Raw genomic sequence first — 14,208 nt, forward strand, 5'->3', positions numbered from 1 at the left:
ATGCGAACCACCTTGTGCGACCAGCTCGGCATCGAGCACCCCGTCGTCGCGTTCACCCCCTCCGAGCACGTCGCGGCCGCGGTCAGCCGGGCAGGCGGGCTCGGGGTGCTGGGATGCGTGCGGTTCAACGACGCCGACGAGCTCGACCGAGTGCTGGACTGGATGGACGCCAACACCGGCGGCAAGCCCTATGGCGTCGACGTGGTGATGCCGGCCAAGGTGCCCACCGAGGGCAGCGCCGGCGACATCGACAAGCTCATCCCCGCCGAGCACCGCGATTTCGTCGACCGGACCCTGAAGCAGCTCGGCGTGCCCGAGCTGCCGCAGGGCGAGCAGCGCGACGGCGTGCTGGGCTGGCTGCACTCGGTGGCCCGCTCGCACGTCGACGTCGCGCTGCGCCACCCGATCGCGCTGATCGCCAACGCGCTGGGCTCACCCCCGGTGGACATCATCGAGCAGGCCCACGCCCACGACGTGCAGGTCGCCGCGCTGGCGGGCAAGGCCGAGCACGCGGTGCGGCACGTGGACAACGGCGTGGACCTCGTGGTCGCCCAAGGCCACGAGGCGGGCGGGCACACCGGTGAGATCGCCAGCATGGTGCTCGTGCCCGAGATCGTCGACGCCCTCGCCGGGCGCGCTCCGGTGCTGGCCGCCGGCGGCATCGGATCGGGCAGGCAGGTCGCCGCCGCGCTGGCGCTGGGCGCCTCGGGCGCGTGGATGGGCTCCTACTGGCTGACCACCTCCGAGTACGCCCTGTCGATGGGCGACGGGGTCACCCAGCAGGCGCTGCTGGCCGCGAGCTCCAGCGACACGGTCCGCTCGCGCATCTACACCGGCAAGCCCGCGCGGCTGCTCAAGACCAAGTGGACCGAGGCCTGGCAGGACCCCGACGCGCCAGAGCCGCTGCCCATGCCGTTGCAGAACATCCTGGTCAGCCAGGCGCACCAGCGGATGATGCGGGCCGACGACCCGCAGGCGGTGTCCATGCCGGTCGGGCAGATCGTGGGCCGGATGAACGAGATCCGGCCGGTCGCCGAGGTGTTCGCCGATCTGCTGCGCGAGCTCGAGGAGACCTTCACCGCGCTCGACGAGCTCCGGGCCTAGCGATTCGCGGGGAGAGCATGCACGACGAGCGCACGCCCGTCCTGGTCGGGGTCGGGGAGTTCTCCGAACGGATCGACGACCCGGAGTACCGCGCCCTCCCGGCGGTCGAGCTGGCCGCCGAGGCCGCGCGAAGAGCCCTGGCCGACACCGGGGTTCGCGGTCCGGCCGGCGCGATCGACGTCGTGGCGGGAACCCGGCAGTTCGAGAACTCCGACCCGTTCACCCCGGCGCCCTTCGGGCGCTCGGACAACTTCCCGCGTTCGGTGGCCGCCCGCGTGGGTGCCGAGCCGCGGCGCGCGGTGCTGTCGGTGGCCGGCGGGCAGTCCCCGCAGGCGCTGGTCAACGAGATGGCCGGGGCCATCGCCGCGGGCCGGCACCGGGCGGTGCTGCTGTGCGGCGCCGACGCGGCCTCCACCCACGACCACCTGCGCAAGACCGGTCAGCCCGCCGACTTCGCCGAACGGGTCGGCGGGCAGCTGGAAGATCGCGGGCACGGGCTGGAGGGCATCGTCACCGGCATGATCGCGCTGCACGGGCTGGTCGAGCCCGCCAGCCAGTACGCGCTGGCCGAGAACGCGCGCCGCGCCCGGCTGGGCCTCTCGCGCGCCGATCACGCCCGCGCCATGGCCGAACTGCTGGCTCCCTTCAGCGAGATCGCCGCCGCCAACCCGCACGCGGCCTCCCGGGTGATCCGCGGCGTCGACGAGCTGGCCGAACGCAGCGGCGAGAACCGCCCGATCGCCGAGCCGTACCTGCGCTACGCCTGCGCGCGGGAGAAGGTCAACCAGGGCGCCGCGCTGCTGCTGACCTCGGTGGGGGAGGCCAGGCGCCTCGGCATCGCCGAGGACCAGCAGGTCTTCCTGGCCGGGCACGCCGACCTGCGCGAGCGGGAACTGCTCGACCGGCCCGACCTGAGCACCGCGCCCGCCTCGGTACGAGCGGTGCGGCACGCGCTGGAGCTCGCCGGGATCGAGACCGACGAGCTGAGCACCCTCGACCTCTACAGCTGCTTCCCGATCGCGGTGTTCACCATCTGCGACGCGCTGGACCTGGCGATCGACGATCCGCGCGGGCTCACCGTCACCGGCGGGCTGCCCTTCTTCGGCGGGGCGGGCAACAACTACTCGATGCACGCCATCGCCGAGACCGCGCGGCGGCTGCGCGCCCGGCCGGGCTCGTTCGGGCTGGTGGGCGCCAACGGCGGCATCCAGAGCAAGTACTCCGCAGGCGTCTACGCCAGCGCACCGGTGCGCTGGCGGGAGTCGCGCAGCGCCGAGCTGCAGGCCGCCGTCGACTCGGAGCCCGCGGTCGAGCACGTCCAGCGGGCCGACGGTTGGGCGCGGATCGAGACCTACACCGTCCGGTACCGGCACGGCCAGGGCGTGGTGATCGGCCGGTTGGAGCGCGACGGCCGCCGGTTCATCGCCACCGCCGACCCCGAGCTGCTGGCCGGCGAGCAGCCCATCGGCCGGCTCGTCCACGTGCGGTCCACCGACGAGGGAAACCTGGTCACCCGGGAGCGCCCGGCCGCCCGACCCGCGGAGTTCCGCGACGCCTACGAGCACCTCGAGGTGCGCCGGGACGGGGCCCTGCTGGAAGTCGTGATCAACCGCCCGGAGCACCGCAACGGCCTGCACCCGCCCGCGCACGCCGAGCTCGACGAGGTCTTCGACGCCTACTTCGCCGACGGCGAGCTGCGGGTGGCGATCCTGACCGGCGTCGAGGACGTGTTCTGCACCGGAGACGACCTCGCGCACCGCGCGGGCGGGATGCCCTGGTGGATGCCACCGCGCAACGGTCATGCCGGGCTCACCGCGCGCGAGCGGCTGCCGAAACCGGTCATCGCGGCGGTCAACGGCGCCGCGCTCGACGGCGGGCTGGAGATCGCGCTCGCCTGCCACCTGGTCGTGGCCGACCCGGCGGCGGAGTTCGCCCTGGCGCAGGCCCGTTCCGGGCGGCTGTCCGACGCCGGCGGCCTGGTGCGCCTGCCCAGGCAGATCCCGCCGAAGCTGGCTCACGACATGATCCTGACCGGGGCGCCGATGACCGCCGAACGAGCCTGCGCCAGCGGTCTGGTCAGCCGGGTCTCCGAGCCCGGCAAGGTCCTCGAGGCCGCGCGCACCGCGGCGGCCGAGATCCTGGCCGCCCCACCCCGCGCGATCGAGCTGAGCCTGCGGGTCCTGGCCGACACCGAGGACGATCCGGCGGCGACCGGCGGCCCGCACCCGGCGCACGATCACCTCGCGCTCTGCCCAGACCACCTGGCCGCGCTGCGCGCCCACACCGGGGGCGAGCCCCGCAACGACACCTGACCCCCACAACCCCAACACGTCGAACCCCCACCACCCGTTCCGGCGAACCTCGAAAAACCCTCGAATCACCGGGCGAAGTTCGAGGGAATTGGAGGGGGCGAACTCCCTCGAACTTCGCGTCCGGGGTGGGGGAGGGGTGGGTGGTCAGCGGCCTTCGAACTCGGGGGGTCGCTTCTCGGCGAAGGCCTTGGGGCCCTCCTTGGCGTCCTGGCTGGCGAAGACGTTCATGCCCAGTTCGGCGTCGATCTGGAAGGCGTCGTTCTCCGGCATGCCCTCGGTGTCGCGCATCGTGCGCAGGATCGCCTGGACGGCCAGGGGGCCGTTGGCCGCGACGAGGTCGGCCAGCTCCAGGGCCTTGTCCAGCGCGCCGCCGTCCTCGACGACGTGGCCGACGAGCCCGATCTCCTTGGCCTCCGGTGCCTTGATGTGGCGGCCGGTGAGCAGCAGGTCGGCCGCGACGGTGTAGGGGATCTGGCGAGGCAGCCGCACAGCCGAGCCGCCGAGCGGGAACAAGCCCCAGCGCGGCTCGGAGACCCCGAAGCGCGCGCTCTCGCCGGCGACCCGGATGTCGGTGGCCTGCAGGATCTCGGTTCCTCCCGCGATCGCGGGCCCCTCGACCGCGGCGATGAGCGGTTTGGTGAGCCGACGCCCCTTGAGCAGCCCCTCGATGCGGGCCGGGTCGAACTCGCCGCGCCGGTCGCCGGGGTGGTTGCCGCTCATGCTCTTGAGGTCCGCGCCCGCGCAGAACGCCCCGCCCGCGCCGGTGAGCACGCACGCGCGGATGTCCGGGTCGGAATCCACCCGGTCCCAGGCCTCCACCATGATCGAGATCATCTCGCCGGTCAGCGCGTTCTTGGCCTGCGGGCGGTTGAGCGTCACCACCAGCACGCCGCCGCACCGCTCCACCAAGCAGTGGGGTTCGGTCTGCGCGCTCGTCGAGGTCATCAGCGGTCCCTCCAGATTCGCGGTCGCGGCACCGCCGAGTCCGTCGGCGGCGCCGTGCTCTGGTCGTTCTCGGCGATGCTGCGGGCGGCCAGGTAGCCGAAGACCATGGCCGGCCCGATGGTGGCCCCGGCGCCCGCGTAGGTGTTGCCCATCACCGCGGCGCTGGCGTTGCCGGCCGCGTGCAGACCCGGGATCGGCGAACCGTCCTCGCGCAGCACGCGAGCATCGGCGTCGGTGCGCAACCCGCCCTTGGTGCCCAGGTCCCCCGGCACGATCTTGACCGCGTGGAAGGGAGCGACCTCCAAGGGCGCCAAGCTCGGGTTCGGCAGCCGCGGATCGCCGTAGTAGTGGTCGTAGGCCGATTCCCCGCGGCGGAAGTCCTCGTCGTGGCCGCGGCGCGCGAACCCGTTGAACCGCTCCACCGCGGCGGTCAGCTCTTCGGCGGGGACCTCGATCGCCTCGGCCAGCTCGCGCAGCGTGCCCGCCGAGCGCACCACCCCCGCCTTGTACCAGCGGCCCGGGAAGCGCTGCCGCGGCGGCAGCCCGGCGAAGGTGTAGCGGTTGCGGTAGCGCTGGTCGGCGATCAACCAGCACGGGATGTGCGAAACCCCGGTCTCGTTGCCCGCGTACATCGCGTGCACCGCGTCGACGTACGGGGTGGCCTCGTTGACGAACCGCCTGCCCGCGGCGTTGACCACGATGCAGCCGGGCAGCGTTCGCTCGGACAGGCAGAAGTACGGTCCGCCGGTCAGCGGGATCGAGGGGCCCCACCACGCGTCGTCCATCAGCTCCACCGCCGCGCCGAGCCGCTGCCCGGCCTCGATGGCGTCCCCGGTGTTCTCCTGCGCGCCCACGGTCCACTCGGTGCCGATCGGCTCGCGCTGGTACTGCTTGCGCATCCGCTCGTTGCGCTCGAAACCGCCCGCGGCCAGGACCACCCCGCGCCGCGCGCGCAGCCGCACCTCGGTGCCGCCGCGCAGCACCACCGCACCGGTGACCCGATCACCGGTGGTCTCCAGCTCCACCAGCTGGGTGGACAACCACACCGGCACCTCGGCGCGCTGCAGCCCGGCGCGCAGTCCGGCGACCAGGGCCTGGCCCAGCGCCAGCAGGGGACGCTTGCGGGCGAGCGAGATCATCCGCCGCACCGCCACCCGAGCCGCGGTCAGCACGCCGCGTGGGTGGCGGGCGATGAGGTTCATCCACTTGTACTCGGCAGCGGTGACGGTCATCCCGGCGGGCGCGGCGAGGTAGGGCGGTTGCAGGTTGGCCAGTTCGGCGCCGAGCGCCCGGCCGTCGAAGGGCCTGGGCTCGACGGTGCGCCCGCCGGCCAGCCCGCCCGGCAGCTCCGGGTAGTAGTCCGAGTAGCCCGGTATCCACTCGAGCCGCACCGGGGTGCGGCGCAGCACCAGGTCGAGCATCGCGGGCCCGTGCTCCAGCAGCGCGCGGCGGCGGTCGGCCGAGACCTGCTCGCCCACCAGGTTGTCCAGGTAGGTCGCGGCCAGCTCCGGGCTGTCGCCTGCCCCGGCGCGGCGCAGCACTTCGTTGTCCGGCACCCAGATGCCGCCGCCGGAGCGCGCGGTGGAGCCTCCGTAGTAGCGGTCCTTCTCGACGACCACGACCGACAGCCCGAGGTCCGCGGCGGTCAGCGCGGCGGTCATGCCGGCGGCTCCGGAGCCGACCACGACGACGTCGAAGGTGGTCTCGCTGGCGGGTTCGGATTCGGCCGCGGTCATGGCACCTCCACTGTCTGACACTGAAACACGTTACAGTTTTGCCCCTCGGGATGCTACTGTTCGATTGTCTTCCAGTGGCAGCATCGATGCCGACTTCCGAGAACTTGTTGCATTCAGCGGGGGTGCCTCATGGTTCAGTGGGACGACGAGGCCGACGTGCTCGTCGTGGGCTTCGGCGGGGCGGGCGCCTGCGCGGCGATCGAGGCCGCCGACCACGGCGCCGCGGTGCTCGCGCTGGAGCGCTTCGACGGCGGCGGAGCGACCGCGATCAGCGGCGGCGTGGTCTACGCGGGCGGCGGCACCGCGCAGCAGAAGGAAGCCGGGTTCGACGACACCCCCGAAGCGATGCTGCGCTACCTGCGCGTCGAGACAGCGGGCGCGGTGTCCGACGAGACCCTGCGCGAGTTCTGCGAATCGAGCAACGACAACCTGGAATGGCTGCAGCGGCAAGGAGTCCCGTTCGACTCCAGCTTCTGCCCCTACAAGACCTCGTACCCGACCAACCGGCACTACCTGTACTACTCGGGCAACGAGATCGTCCCGCCCTACCGCGACGAAGCCGAGCCCGCCCCGCGCGGCCACCGCGTGCGCGGCAAGGGCACCTCCGGGAAGGGCCTCACCGACAACCTGGAAGCCGCCGCGCGCAGCAGGGGAGTGCGGGTGTGGCGGCAGACCGCGGTCACCGAGCTGATCACCGACGACCAGGGCCGGGTGGCGGGTCTGCGGTGCAGGCAGGTGCCCGGCGGGCTCAAGCGCGCGCTGCACCGGCTGCTGTCGCGCTGGAACCGCAAGCTCAACATCTACTACCGGCCGCTGGGCAAGCGCCTGGACGCCCCGATCCGGCGACTGGAGCGCTCCGGGACGTTCAAGCGCGTGCGGGCGCGGCGCGGGATCGTGCTCGCCGCCGGGGGATTCGTGTTCGACAAGGCCGCCCTCGCCGAGCACGCGCCCGCCTACCGCGCGGGCTCACCGCTGGGCACCATCGGCGACGACGGCAGCGGAATCCGCCTGGGGCAGGCCGCGGGCGGGGCCACCACCCGGATGCACCGGGTCTCGGCGTGGCGGTTCATCAACCCGCCGGTCGCGCTGTCCAAGGGCGTGCTGGTCGACCGCGCGGGAGAGCGGTTCGTCAACGAGCTGGCCTACGGCGCCAAGGTCGGCGAGCGGATGGTCGAGCAGCACGACGGGCGCGCCCACCTCATCGCCGACCAGCGCATCGTCGACGAGGCCCGGCGCCAGCTGCCGCGGCAGTGCCTGTGGTTCCAGCGGCTGCAGATGGAGTACCTGCTGCGCGCCGGGCACATCGAGGCCGACAGCGTCGAGGAGCTCGCCCGGCGCACCGGAATCGACCCCGACGGCCTGGCCCGCACGCTGGCCGCCTACAACTCCGGTGAACCCGACGAGTTCGGCAAGGCCGAGGACCACCGGCAGACCATCGGCCCCGGCCCGTACTACGCCTTCGACTGCTCGCTGCGCACCAAGCGCGGATACCCGTGCCCGATGATCACGCTCGGCGGGTTGACCGTCGACGAGCGGACCGGCATGGTCACCCGCGCCGACGGCAGCGGCATCGACGGGCTCTACGCCGCCGGGCGCAACGCCACCGGCATCTGCTCGGAGTCCTACGTCAGCGGGCTGTCCATCGCCGACTGCGTGCACTCCGGGCGCCGCGCGGGCCGGCACGTCGCGGAAGGGATCCGCCGATGAGGTTCGGCATCGTGCAGTTCACCAGCGACACCGGCCCCTCCCCGGTGCGCGTGGCAGCGGCCGCCGAGCGCGCCGGCTTCGACTCCTTCTGGGTTCCCGAGCACACCCACATCCCGGTGGCCCGCCAGGCCGCCCACCCCGGAACCGGCACCAGCGAGCTGCCCGACGAGCGCTACCTGCGCACCCTCGACCCGTGGGTGGTGCTGTCGATGATCGCCGCGGTCACCCGGCGCATCCGGCTGTCCACCGCGGTGGCGCTGCCGGTCGAGCACGACGCGATCGCGCTGGCCAAGACCATCGCCACCCTCGACCACCTCACCGGCGGGCGGGTCACCCTCGGCGCCGGGTTCGGCTGGAACACCGACGAGCTCGCCCACCACGGCGTGCAGCCGCGACACCGCCGCACCGCCCTGCGCGAGCACCTCGAAGCCATGCAAGCCCTGTGGTCCCAGCAGGAAGCCTCCTACCGCGGCGAGCACATCTCGTTCGGGCCCAGCTGGGCGTTCCCCAAACCCGCGCAGCAGCCCCGCGTGCCGGTGCTCATCGGTGCGGGCGGCACCGGGAAGACCTTCGCCTGGATCGCGCGCTGGGCCGACGGGTGGATCACCACGCCCACCGAGGGCGAGCTCGACGACAAGATCGCGCTGCTGCGCAAGACCTGGCGGGAGGCCGGGCGCGAGGGCGAGCCGCAGATCGTGGCCCTGGCGGGGAAACCGGACCCGCAGGTGCTGGCGCGCTGGGCGGAGCTGGGCGTCACCGAGGTCGTATTCGGCGTCCAGCACAAACCCGCCGACGAGGTGGAGCCCTTCCTCGCGCGGCTGGCGGGAAAACTCGGAATCCAGGAGGGATGATGGGACGGCTTTCCGGCAAGGTCGCGCTGGTCACCGGCGCGGCGCGCGGCCAAGGAGCCGCGATCGCACGCGGCTTCGTCGCCGAGGGCGCCTCGGTGGTCATCGCCGACGTGCGCGAGGAGCTCGGCAAGCAGCTCGCCGACGAGCTCGGCGACGCAGCGGTGTTCCAGCGGCTCGACGTCTCCGACGAGGACGACTGGAACGCGGCGGTCTCGGCGACCACCCAGCGCTTCGGGCGGCTCGACGTGCTGGTCAACAACGCGGGCGTGCTCACCTTCGCCGCCCTGGAGGACATGCCGCTGGCCGAGTACGAGCGCATCGTGCGGGTCAACCAGTTCGGCACCTTCCTGGGCATGCGCGCCGCGGTGCCCGAGCTGGAGGCCGCGGGCGGCGGTTCGATCGTGAACTTCTCCTCGGTCGAAGGCCTCGGCGGCATGCCCAACCTGGTGGCCTACACGGCCAGCAAGTTCGCCATCCGCGGCATGACCAAGGCGGCGGCCACCGAGCTCGGCCGCCGCGGCATCCGGGTCAACTCGGTGCACCCCGGCATGGTCGACACCGGCATGATCCGCGACTTCACCGGCGACGGCGACATCTCACCGATCGGCGACATGGTGCCGCTGGGCCGCCCCGGGCGGCCCGAGGACATGGTGGGCCTGCTGGTGTTCCTGGCCTCCGACGAGAGCGCCTACTGCACCGGCGCGGAGTTCGTCGCCGACGGCGGCGCCACCGCGACCCACGCCTTCTACCGGCCCTGAACCCGACCCGGAGCGAACGCGACGTCCTCGCACCGGACGAGGACTCGCGCTCGCCCGCGGACCGGTGCTCAGCGCAGCAGCAGCCGGACGGTGAGCTCCAGGCGGTTGGACACGTCCGTGGCGGTGGCACGGCGGGTCACCCAGGCGACCAGGTTGGACAGCCACACGTCCGCGATGACCCCGGCCACGGCCACCTCCTCGTCGGTGGGCGAGCCCTCCGAGAGCACCGAGATGAACATCGACAGCATCAGCTTGTTGGCCGCGTCGACCTCCGCGGCGGCCGAGGCGTCGGCCGACATCAGCGCCCGCGTGACCGCCTCGGCGAGGTTCGGGTTGCGCTGGAAGGCCCGGGTCAACCGGCCCAGCACCACCAGGATCCGGTCGTAGGGCGAATCCCCGCGCACCGGGGAGCGCTCCAAGCGGTCCTGGATGCGCTCCAGCTCGCTGGTCAGGCCGGCCACCAGCAGGTGCACCTTCGACGGGAAGTAGCGGTACAGCGTGCCCAGCGCCACGTCGGCCTTCTCGGCGACCGCGCGCATCTGCACCGCGTCGAACCCGCCCTTGTCGGCCAGCGCGAGCGTCGCGTCGACGATCCGCTTGCGGCGGTCGCGCTGGCCGTCGCTGGGCTCCTCGTCGGCCAGCGCGCCGAACGCGTCGCCGCGCGGGACGGTCACCGGCTCGCCTCGGAGACCGGCAGCTCGCCCTCGCCGATGGCCCGCTCGATGCTGCTGCGCAGGTTCGGGCAGGTGTCCACCAGCGCCGGGTGCTGCCCGCCGGCGGCCCGCTCGGAGATCTCCGGGCACGTCTCGGTCGAGCCGGTCCACTGGATGCTGGTCTGCTCCGGGCTGAGCTTCTTGACCAGCACCCGCGCACCGCAGGTCCGGCAGGCCAAGGGGCGCAGACCGCCGTCGAGGTACTCGCGGCGGTCGGACTCGGTGCTGGTCACGACGAGCTCCCCGCTTCCCGCGCGGCGAGGTTGGCGGCCACCTCGGCCTCCCAGGCCTGCACCGCGCGGGTGGTGTCGACCTCGAACTCGAAGCGCGCTGTCATCTCGTCGGTGACCTGGGCGACGTCGGTGTAGAACTGGTCGTACCAGCGGCGCAGCTGGTAGACCGGCCCGTCCTCCTCGACCAGCAGCGGGTTGTCGATGCGGGTCTTGTTCCGCCAGATCTCCACGTCCTGCATGAACCCGACGCCGAAGGACTTGGCGAACTTCTCGGCCACCACGTCGGCCTGCTCGTCGTCGAGACCGGGCAGCTTCTTGACCGAAACGCCCCACTGCAGCACGAAGCTCGTCGGCGATACCGGGTAGTGGCAGTTGATCAGGTAGGCGTCGATGGGCGTGCCCCGGAAGTCGGTCCACAACCGGTTGATCATGTAGGCCGGACCGTAGTAGCTCGCCTCCGAGCGCAGCTCGGTGTCCTCGCCGGAGTAGTTGCCCTCGCCCACGTCCGGCCGCCCGCGCGAGCGCAGGTGCTGGGTGGCCACGTGGCCCTCGAAGATGTTCTTGAAGTAGGTCGGGAAGGCGTAGTGCACGTAGAAGAAGTGCGCCATGTCCACGACGTTGTCGATGATCTCCCGGCAGTTGGAGTCGTCGATGCGCACCCGGTCCCAGGTCCAGTTCGACCACTCGTCGGTGAAGACCTCGTCGATGCGCGGCACGACCACGTCCTCCGGCGGCGGGTTGCCCTCCGGGTCGTGGTAGATCAGCAGCTGCTTGTTCTCCTCCAGGGTGCGCCACGAGCGGGTGCGGGCGCGCGGCGGCACCCGCTTGGCGTAGGGGATCGAGGTGCAGCGGCCGTTGCCGCCCCAGCGCCAGTCGTGGAACGGGCACGCGACCGCGTCGCCCTTGACCTCGCCCTGGGTGAGATCGCCGCCCATGTGCCTGCAGTAGCCGTCGAGCACGTGCAGCTCGCCGGCGCTGTCGGCGAAGACCACCAGCTTGGTGCCGAAGGCCTCCACCGCGTGCGGCTCGCCGTCGCGGAACTCCTCGGCCAGGCCCAGGCAGTGCCAGCCCCGGGCGAATCGTTGCGGCGGGGCACCGGCATCGATCGCGCGCACCCCGTGCTCGCGTTCCGTCCCGCTCATCGCGTCCCTCCATCGAAAATTCTGTGGAACAGGTTATAAGAATGGGCACGTCGTCCGCTATCGGTTGGGAACAACATGACTAGAACGAGTTGCACTACTTGGCGGCCAGTCGAGCGCCGACGCGGCGCAGCCACGTCGTGGCGCCACCCAGGGCGAACTCGTTGCGCTTGGCGGCCACGAAGTAGCGGTGCAGCTCGTGGTCGAGATCCAGGCCCACCCCGCCGTGCACGTGAACCGCGGTGTGGGCCACCCGGTGCCCGGCCTCGGCCGCCCAGAACTTCGCGGTGGCCACCTCGGTGTCGCACGGCAGGCCCTCGCCCGCGGACCACGCCGCCTGCCACATCGTCAGCTGCGCGGCCTGGACGTCGATGAAGGCGTCGGCCAGCCGCTGGGCCACCGCCTGGAACGAGCCGATCGCCCGGCCGAACTGCACCCGCTCGGCGGCGTGCTCGGCGGTGCGCCGCAGCGCGTCCGAGAGCACTCCCACCTGGTGCGCGCACACGCCGATCGCGCTGCGCCGCAGCAACTCCTCCAGCGCGCCGGCTCCGAGCACCTCGGCCTCGGGGACCTTCACGCCGGTGAGCTCCAGGTGGCCCTCGCTGTCGGAGTCGACGACCTCCTGGCGGCTGATCCGCAGCCCCGGAGAGCGCGGTTCGACCGGGAACACCCGGGGGCCGCGGGCGGTCATGGCGGGCACCAGCAGCAGGTCGACCACACCGATCACCGGGACGTTGGTCTTCTCGCCGGTGAGCACCCAATCGCTCCCGGCGCGCTCGGCGCGGGTGATCGGCGCTCGCGGATCGGCCGACGGCTCGGCCAGCGCGGCGGTGAGCACCACCTCGCCGCGGGCGGCCGGGGCGACCCAGCGGCGCCGGTGGTCGGTGCCGCCGAACTCCGCGAGCACCGAGGCGCCCGCGGTGATCGAGGGCAGGTAGGGAACCGGCGCCACGGCCCGCCCGATCTCCACCAGCACCCCGCACTGCTCGACCAGGCCCAGCCCGCCGCCCTCCGGCGCGGGCAGCGCGGCCCCGAGCACGTCGGCCTTGCCCAGCTCCTGCCACAGCTCCGGGTCGAAGCGCTCCGCGCCGCCCTCGATCTCGCGCAGCCGCTGGTTGGTCACCCGGTCGGTGAGGATCCGGGCGCTCAGCGCGGCCAGCTCCCGGTGCTCCTCGCTCGGCTCGAAGTCCATGTCGCCTCCTGGTCAGCGGTTGGCGTGCGGCAGGCCGAGGCCGACGGCGGCGATGATGTCGCGCTGGACCTCGTTGGTCCCGCCGCCGAAGGTCAGGATCAGCGCCGAGCGGTGCATGCGTTCGATGCGCCCGGCCAGCGCGGCGCCCTTGGACCCGCCCCGCACGTGGGCCGCCGTGCCGAGCACCTCCATGAGCAGGCGGTAGGCCTCGGTGGCGAACTCGGTGCCGTGGACCTTGGTCGCCGAGGCCGCCGCGGGCGCCGGGTGCTGCTCGGCGGTCGTGGCGATCTTCCAGTTCATCAGCTTGAGCACCTCGGTTCCCGCGTGCACCCGGGCGAGGTGCTGCTGAACCCACTCCTGGTCGAGGACCCGCCGCCCGTCGGCCAGCCGGGTCCGCGCGGCCCAGTCGCGCACCTCGGTGAGCGCCAGCTGCAGCGGGGCGGCCGAGGTCAGCGCGACCCGTTCGTGGTTGAGCTGGTTGGTGATCAGCGGCCAGCCCTCGTTCTCGGCGCCCACCAGCTCGGAGACGGGCACCCGCACGTCGGAGTAGTAGGTCGCGCTGGTGGTCGGACCGGCCACGGTGCGCACCGGGGTCCAGGAGAAGCCCTCGGCGCCGGTGGGCACCACCAGGACGCTCAGGCCCTCGTGCTTCTTGGCGGCGGGATCGGTGCGGCAGGCCAGCCAGACGTAGTCGGCGTACTGGATCAGGCTGGTCCACATCTTCTGCCCGTTGATCACGTAGTGCTCGCCGTCGCGGACCGCGGTGGTGCGCAGCGAGGCCAGGTCGGTGCCCGCCTCGGGCTCGGAGTAGCCGATGGAGAAGTGGATCTCGCCCGCGGCGATCCTGGGCAGGTAGTGCGCCTTCTGCTCGGGGGTGCCGTAGCGCATGATCGTGGGCGCGATGCTGTTGAGCGTCAGGAACGGCACCGGGGCGCCCGCGATGGCCGCTTCGTCGGTGAAGATCAGCTGATCGAGCATCGAGCGGTTCTGCCCGCCGAACTCCTCCGGCCAGCCCAGCGCGAGCCAACCGTCGGCGCCCATCTGCCGAACCACCTGCTCGTAGGCCTGGCCGTCGCCGTAGTCGCCGCCGGTGGTCAGCTCCGCGCGCAGCTCGGGGGTGATCAGGTCGGCGAAGTAGGCGCGCAACTCCTGCCGCAGCTCCTCCTGCTCGGGCGTGTAGGCGATGCGCATGCGGCCTCCTGGAAGCTGCGCGTGTGAAACACGTTTCTAAAACCTTAGACCGCGACCGCTGGTGTGGTCGAGACTGCGCGGTAGCGGCGATGTGGCATATTCTAGAACGTGTTCTAACAATGTCCAGGCGTTGCCCGAACGGAGTAGTGACCCGGACGGGGAGGGGTCGTTGAGGGGGCGAGCGCGACGACCGGACGAGATGGGCGGGCGTTGCCGAAGCGTCCGCCCATCTAGAACAAGTTTTACACACCGTGCCCATCTTTGTGCCGGTGAACGTTCCTGGTCGATGCGGAATTTCGAGTCGCCTATTGATACTCGATGAGAACT

The 14,208-nt window shown here is 72.2% G+C and carries 12 protein-coding genes; 5 read left to right on the forward strand and 7 right to left on the reverse strand.

Features of this window, described 5'->3' with window-relative positions; genetic code table 11:
• Together ACFQRI_RS18400 and ACFQRI_RS18405 are read left to right on the forward strand one after the other, a co-directional pair.
• Nucleotides 1-1,104, forward strand: coding sequence for an NAD(P)H-dependent flavin oxidoreductase (locus ACFQRI_RS18400; RefSeq protein WP_380670197.1), 1,104 nt, complete (start codon nucleotides 1-3; stop codon nucleotides 1,102-1,104).
• A 17-nt stretch (nucleotides 1,105-1,121) separates the two neighbouring features.
• On the forward strand, nucleotides 1,122-3,416 hold the full coding sequence (locus tag ACFQRI_RS18405) for an acetyl-CoA acetyltransferase (RefSeq protein WP_380670199.1): 2,295 nt from the start codon (nucleotides 1,122-1,124) through the stop codon (nucleotides 3,414-3,416).
• Nucleotides 3,417-3,560: 144 nt separating this feature from the next.
• On the opposite strand, the gene ACFQRI_RS18410 is transcribed toward ACFQRI_RS18405, so the two are convergent.
• Nucleotides 3,561-4,361, reverse strand: a complete 801-nt coding sequence (locus ACFQRI_RS18410) for a crotonase/enoyl-CoA hydratase family protein (protein ID WP_380670201.1) — start codon at nucleotides 4,359-4,361, stop codon at nucleotides 3,561-3,563.
• Nucleotides 4,361-6,097: a 3-oxosteroid 1-dehydrogenase gene (kstD, locus tag ACFQRI_RS18415; RefSeq protein ID WP_380670203.1), complete on the reverse strand. Its 1,737-nt coding sequence runs from the start codon at nucleotides 6,095-6,097 to the stop codon at nucleotides 4,361-4,363. Before kstD ends, ACFQRI_RS18410 begins: the two co-directional genes overlap by 1 nt.
• Before the next feature lie 129 nt (nucleotides 6,098-6,226).
• Between kstD and ACFQRI_RS18420 the strand changes: the two genes are divergently transcribed.
• The 3 genes from ACFQRI_RS18420 to ACFQRI_RS18430 are packed head-to-tail and all read left to right on the forward strand — an operon-like array spanning nucleotide 6,227 to nucleotide 9,413.
• Nucleotides 6,227-7,804 (forward strand): FAD-binding protein, encoded by a 1,578-nt coding sequence (locus tag ACFQRI_RS18420; protein WP_380670205.1) that lies wholly within the window; start codon nucleotides 6,227-6,229, stop codon nucleotides 7,802-7,804.
• Complete coding sequence (locus ACFQRI_RS18425; RefSeq protein WP_380670207.1) at nucleotides 7,801-8,655, forward strand: LLM class F420-dependent oxidoreductase; 855 nt, start codon at nucleotides 7,801-7,803, stop codon at nucleotides 8,653-8,655. Before ACFQRI_RS18420 ends, ACFQRI_RS18425 begins: the two co-directional genes overlap by 4 nt.
• Nucleotides 8,655-9,413, forward strand: coding sequence for a glucose 1-dehydrogenase (locus ACFQRI_RS18430; RefSeq protein ID WP_380670209.1), 759 nt, complete (start codon nucleotides 8,655-8,657; stop codon nucleotides 9,411-9,413). The genes ACFQRI_RS18425 and ACFQRI_RS18430 overlap by 1 nt, the downstream gene beginning before the upstream one ends.
• 68 nt (nucleotides 9,414-9,481) lie before the next feature.
• Here the strand turns inward: ACFQRI_RS18430 and kstR are convergent, their stop codons facing one another.
• The 5 genes from kstR to ACFQRI_RS18455 form a co-directional block, all read right to left on the reverse strand.
• Nucleotides 9,482-10,087 (reverse strand): cholesterol catabolism transcriptional regulator KstR, encoded by a 606-nt coding sequence (kstR, locus tag ACFQRI_RS18435; RefSeq protein ID WP_380670211.1) that lies wholly within the window; start codon nucleotides 10,085-10,087, stop codon nucleotides 9,482-9,484.
• Entirely contained in the window at nucleotides 10,084-10,359 is a 276-nt protein-coding gene (locus tag ACFQRI_RS18440) for a hypothetical protein (RefSeq protein ID WP_380670213.1), read from the reverse strand. Before ACFQRI_RS18440 ends, kstR begins: the two co-directional genes overlap by 4 nt.
• Complete coding sequence (locus ACFQRI_RS18445; RefSeq protein WP_380670215.1) at nucleotides 10,356-11,501, reverse strand: Rieske 2Fe-2S domain-containing protein; 1,146 nt, start codon at nucleotides 11,499-11,501, stop codon at nucleotides 10,356-10,358. Before ACFQRI_RS18445 ends, ACFQRI_RS18440 begins: the two co-directional genes overlap by 4 nt.
• 94 nt (nucleotides 11,502-11,595) lie before the next feature.
• Nucleotides 11,596-12,690 carry an acyl-CoA dehydrogenase family protein gene (locus tag ACFQRI_RS18450; protein WP_380670217.1) on the reverse strand — a complete coding sequence of 365 codons (1,095 nt, stop codon included), beginning with the start codon at nucleotides 12,688-12,690 and terminating at the stop codon, nucleotides 11,596-11,598.
• Nucleotides 12,691-12,702: 12 nt separating this feature from the next.
• The gene (locus tag ACFQRI_RS18455; RefSeq protein WP_380670219.1) at nucleotides 12,703-13,881 is read right to left on the reverse strand and encodes an acyl-CoA dehydrogenase family protein; all 1,179 of its coding nucleotides are present in this window, start codon (nucleotides 13,879-13,881) and stop codon (nucleotides 12,703-12,705) included.
• Nucleotides 13,882-14,208: the final 327 nt, after the last annotated feature.

Source organism: Saccharopolyspora griseoalba (assembly GCF_042665275.1).
GTDB lineage: Bacteria > Actinomycetota > Actinomycetes > Mycobacteriales > Pseudonocardiaceae > Saccharopolyspora > Saccharopolyspora griseoalba.

Coding starts and splice junctions, on each gene's coding strand:
- ACFQRI_RS18400 (WP_380670197.1), top strand. CDS start 1: ATGCGAACCACCTTGTGCGACCAGCTCGGCATCGAGCACCCCGTCGTC.
- ACFQRI_RS18405 (WP_380670199.1), top strand. CDS start 1,122: ATGCACGACGAGCGCACGCCCGTCCTGGTCGGGGTCGGGGAGTTCTCC.
- ACFQRI_RS18410 (WP_380670201.1), bottom strand. CDS start 4,361: ATGACCTCGACGAGCGCGCAGACCGAACCCCACTGCTTGGTGGAGCGG.
- kstD (WP_380670203.1), bottom strand. CDS start 6,097: ATGACCGCGGCCGAATCCGAACCCGCCAGCGAGACCACCTTCGACGTC.
- ACFQRI_RS18420 (WP_380670205.1), top strand. CDS start 6,227: ATGGTTCAGTGGGACGACGAGGCCGACGTGCTCGTCGTGGGCTTCGGC.
- ACFQRI_RS18425 (WP_380670207.1), top strand. CDS start 7,801: ATGAGGTTCGGCATCGTGCAGTTCACCAGCGACACCGGCCCCTCCCCG.
- ACFQRI_RS18430 (WP_380670209.1), top strand. CDS start 8,655: ATGGGACGGCTTTCCGGCAAGGTCGCGCTGGTCACCGGCGCGGCGCGC.
- ACFQRI_RS18445 (WP_380670215.1), bottom strand. CDS start 11,501: ATGAGCGGGACGGAACGCGAGCACGGGGTGCGCGCGATCGATGCCGGT.
- ACFQRI_RS18450 (WP_380670217.1), bottom strand. CDS start 12,690: ATGGACTTCGAGCCGAGCGAGGAGCACCGGGAGCTGGCCGCGCTGAGC.
- ACFQRI_RS18455 (WP_380670219.1), bottom strand. CDS start 13,881: ATGCGCATCGCCTACACGCCCGAGCAGGAGGAGCTGCGGCAGGAGTTG.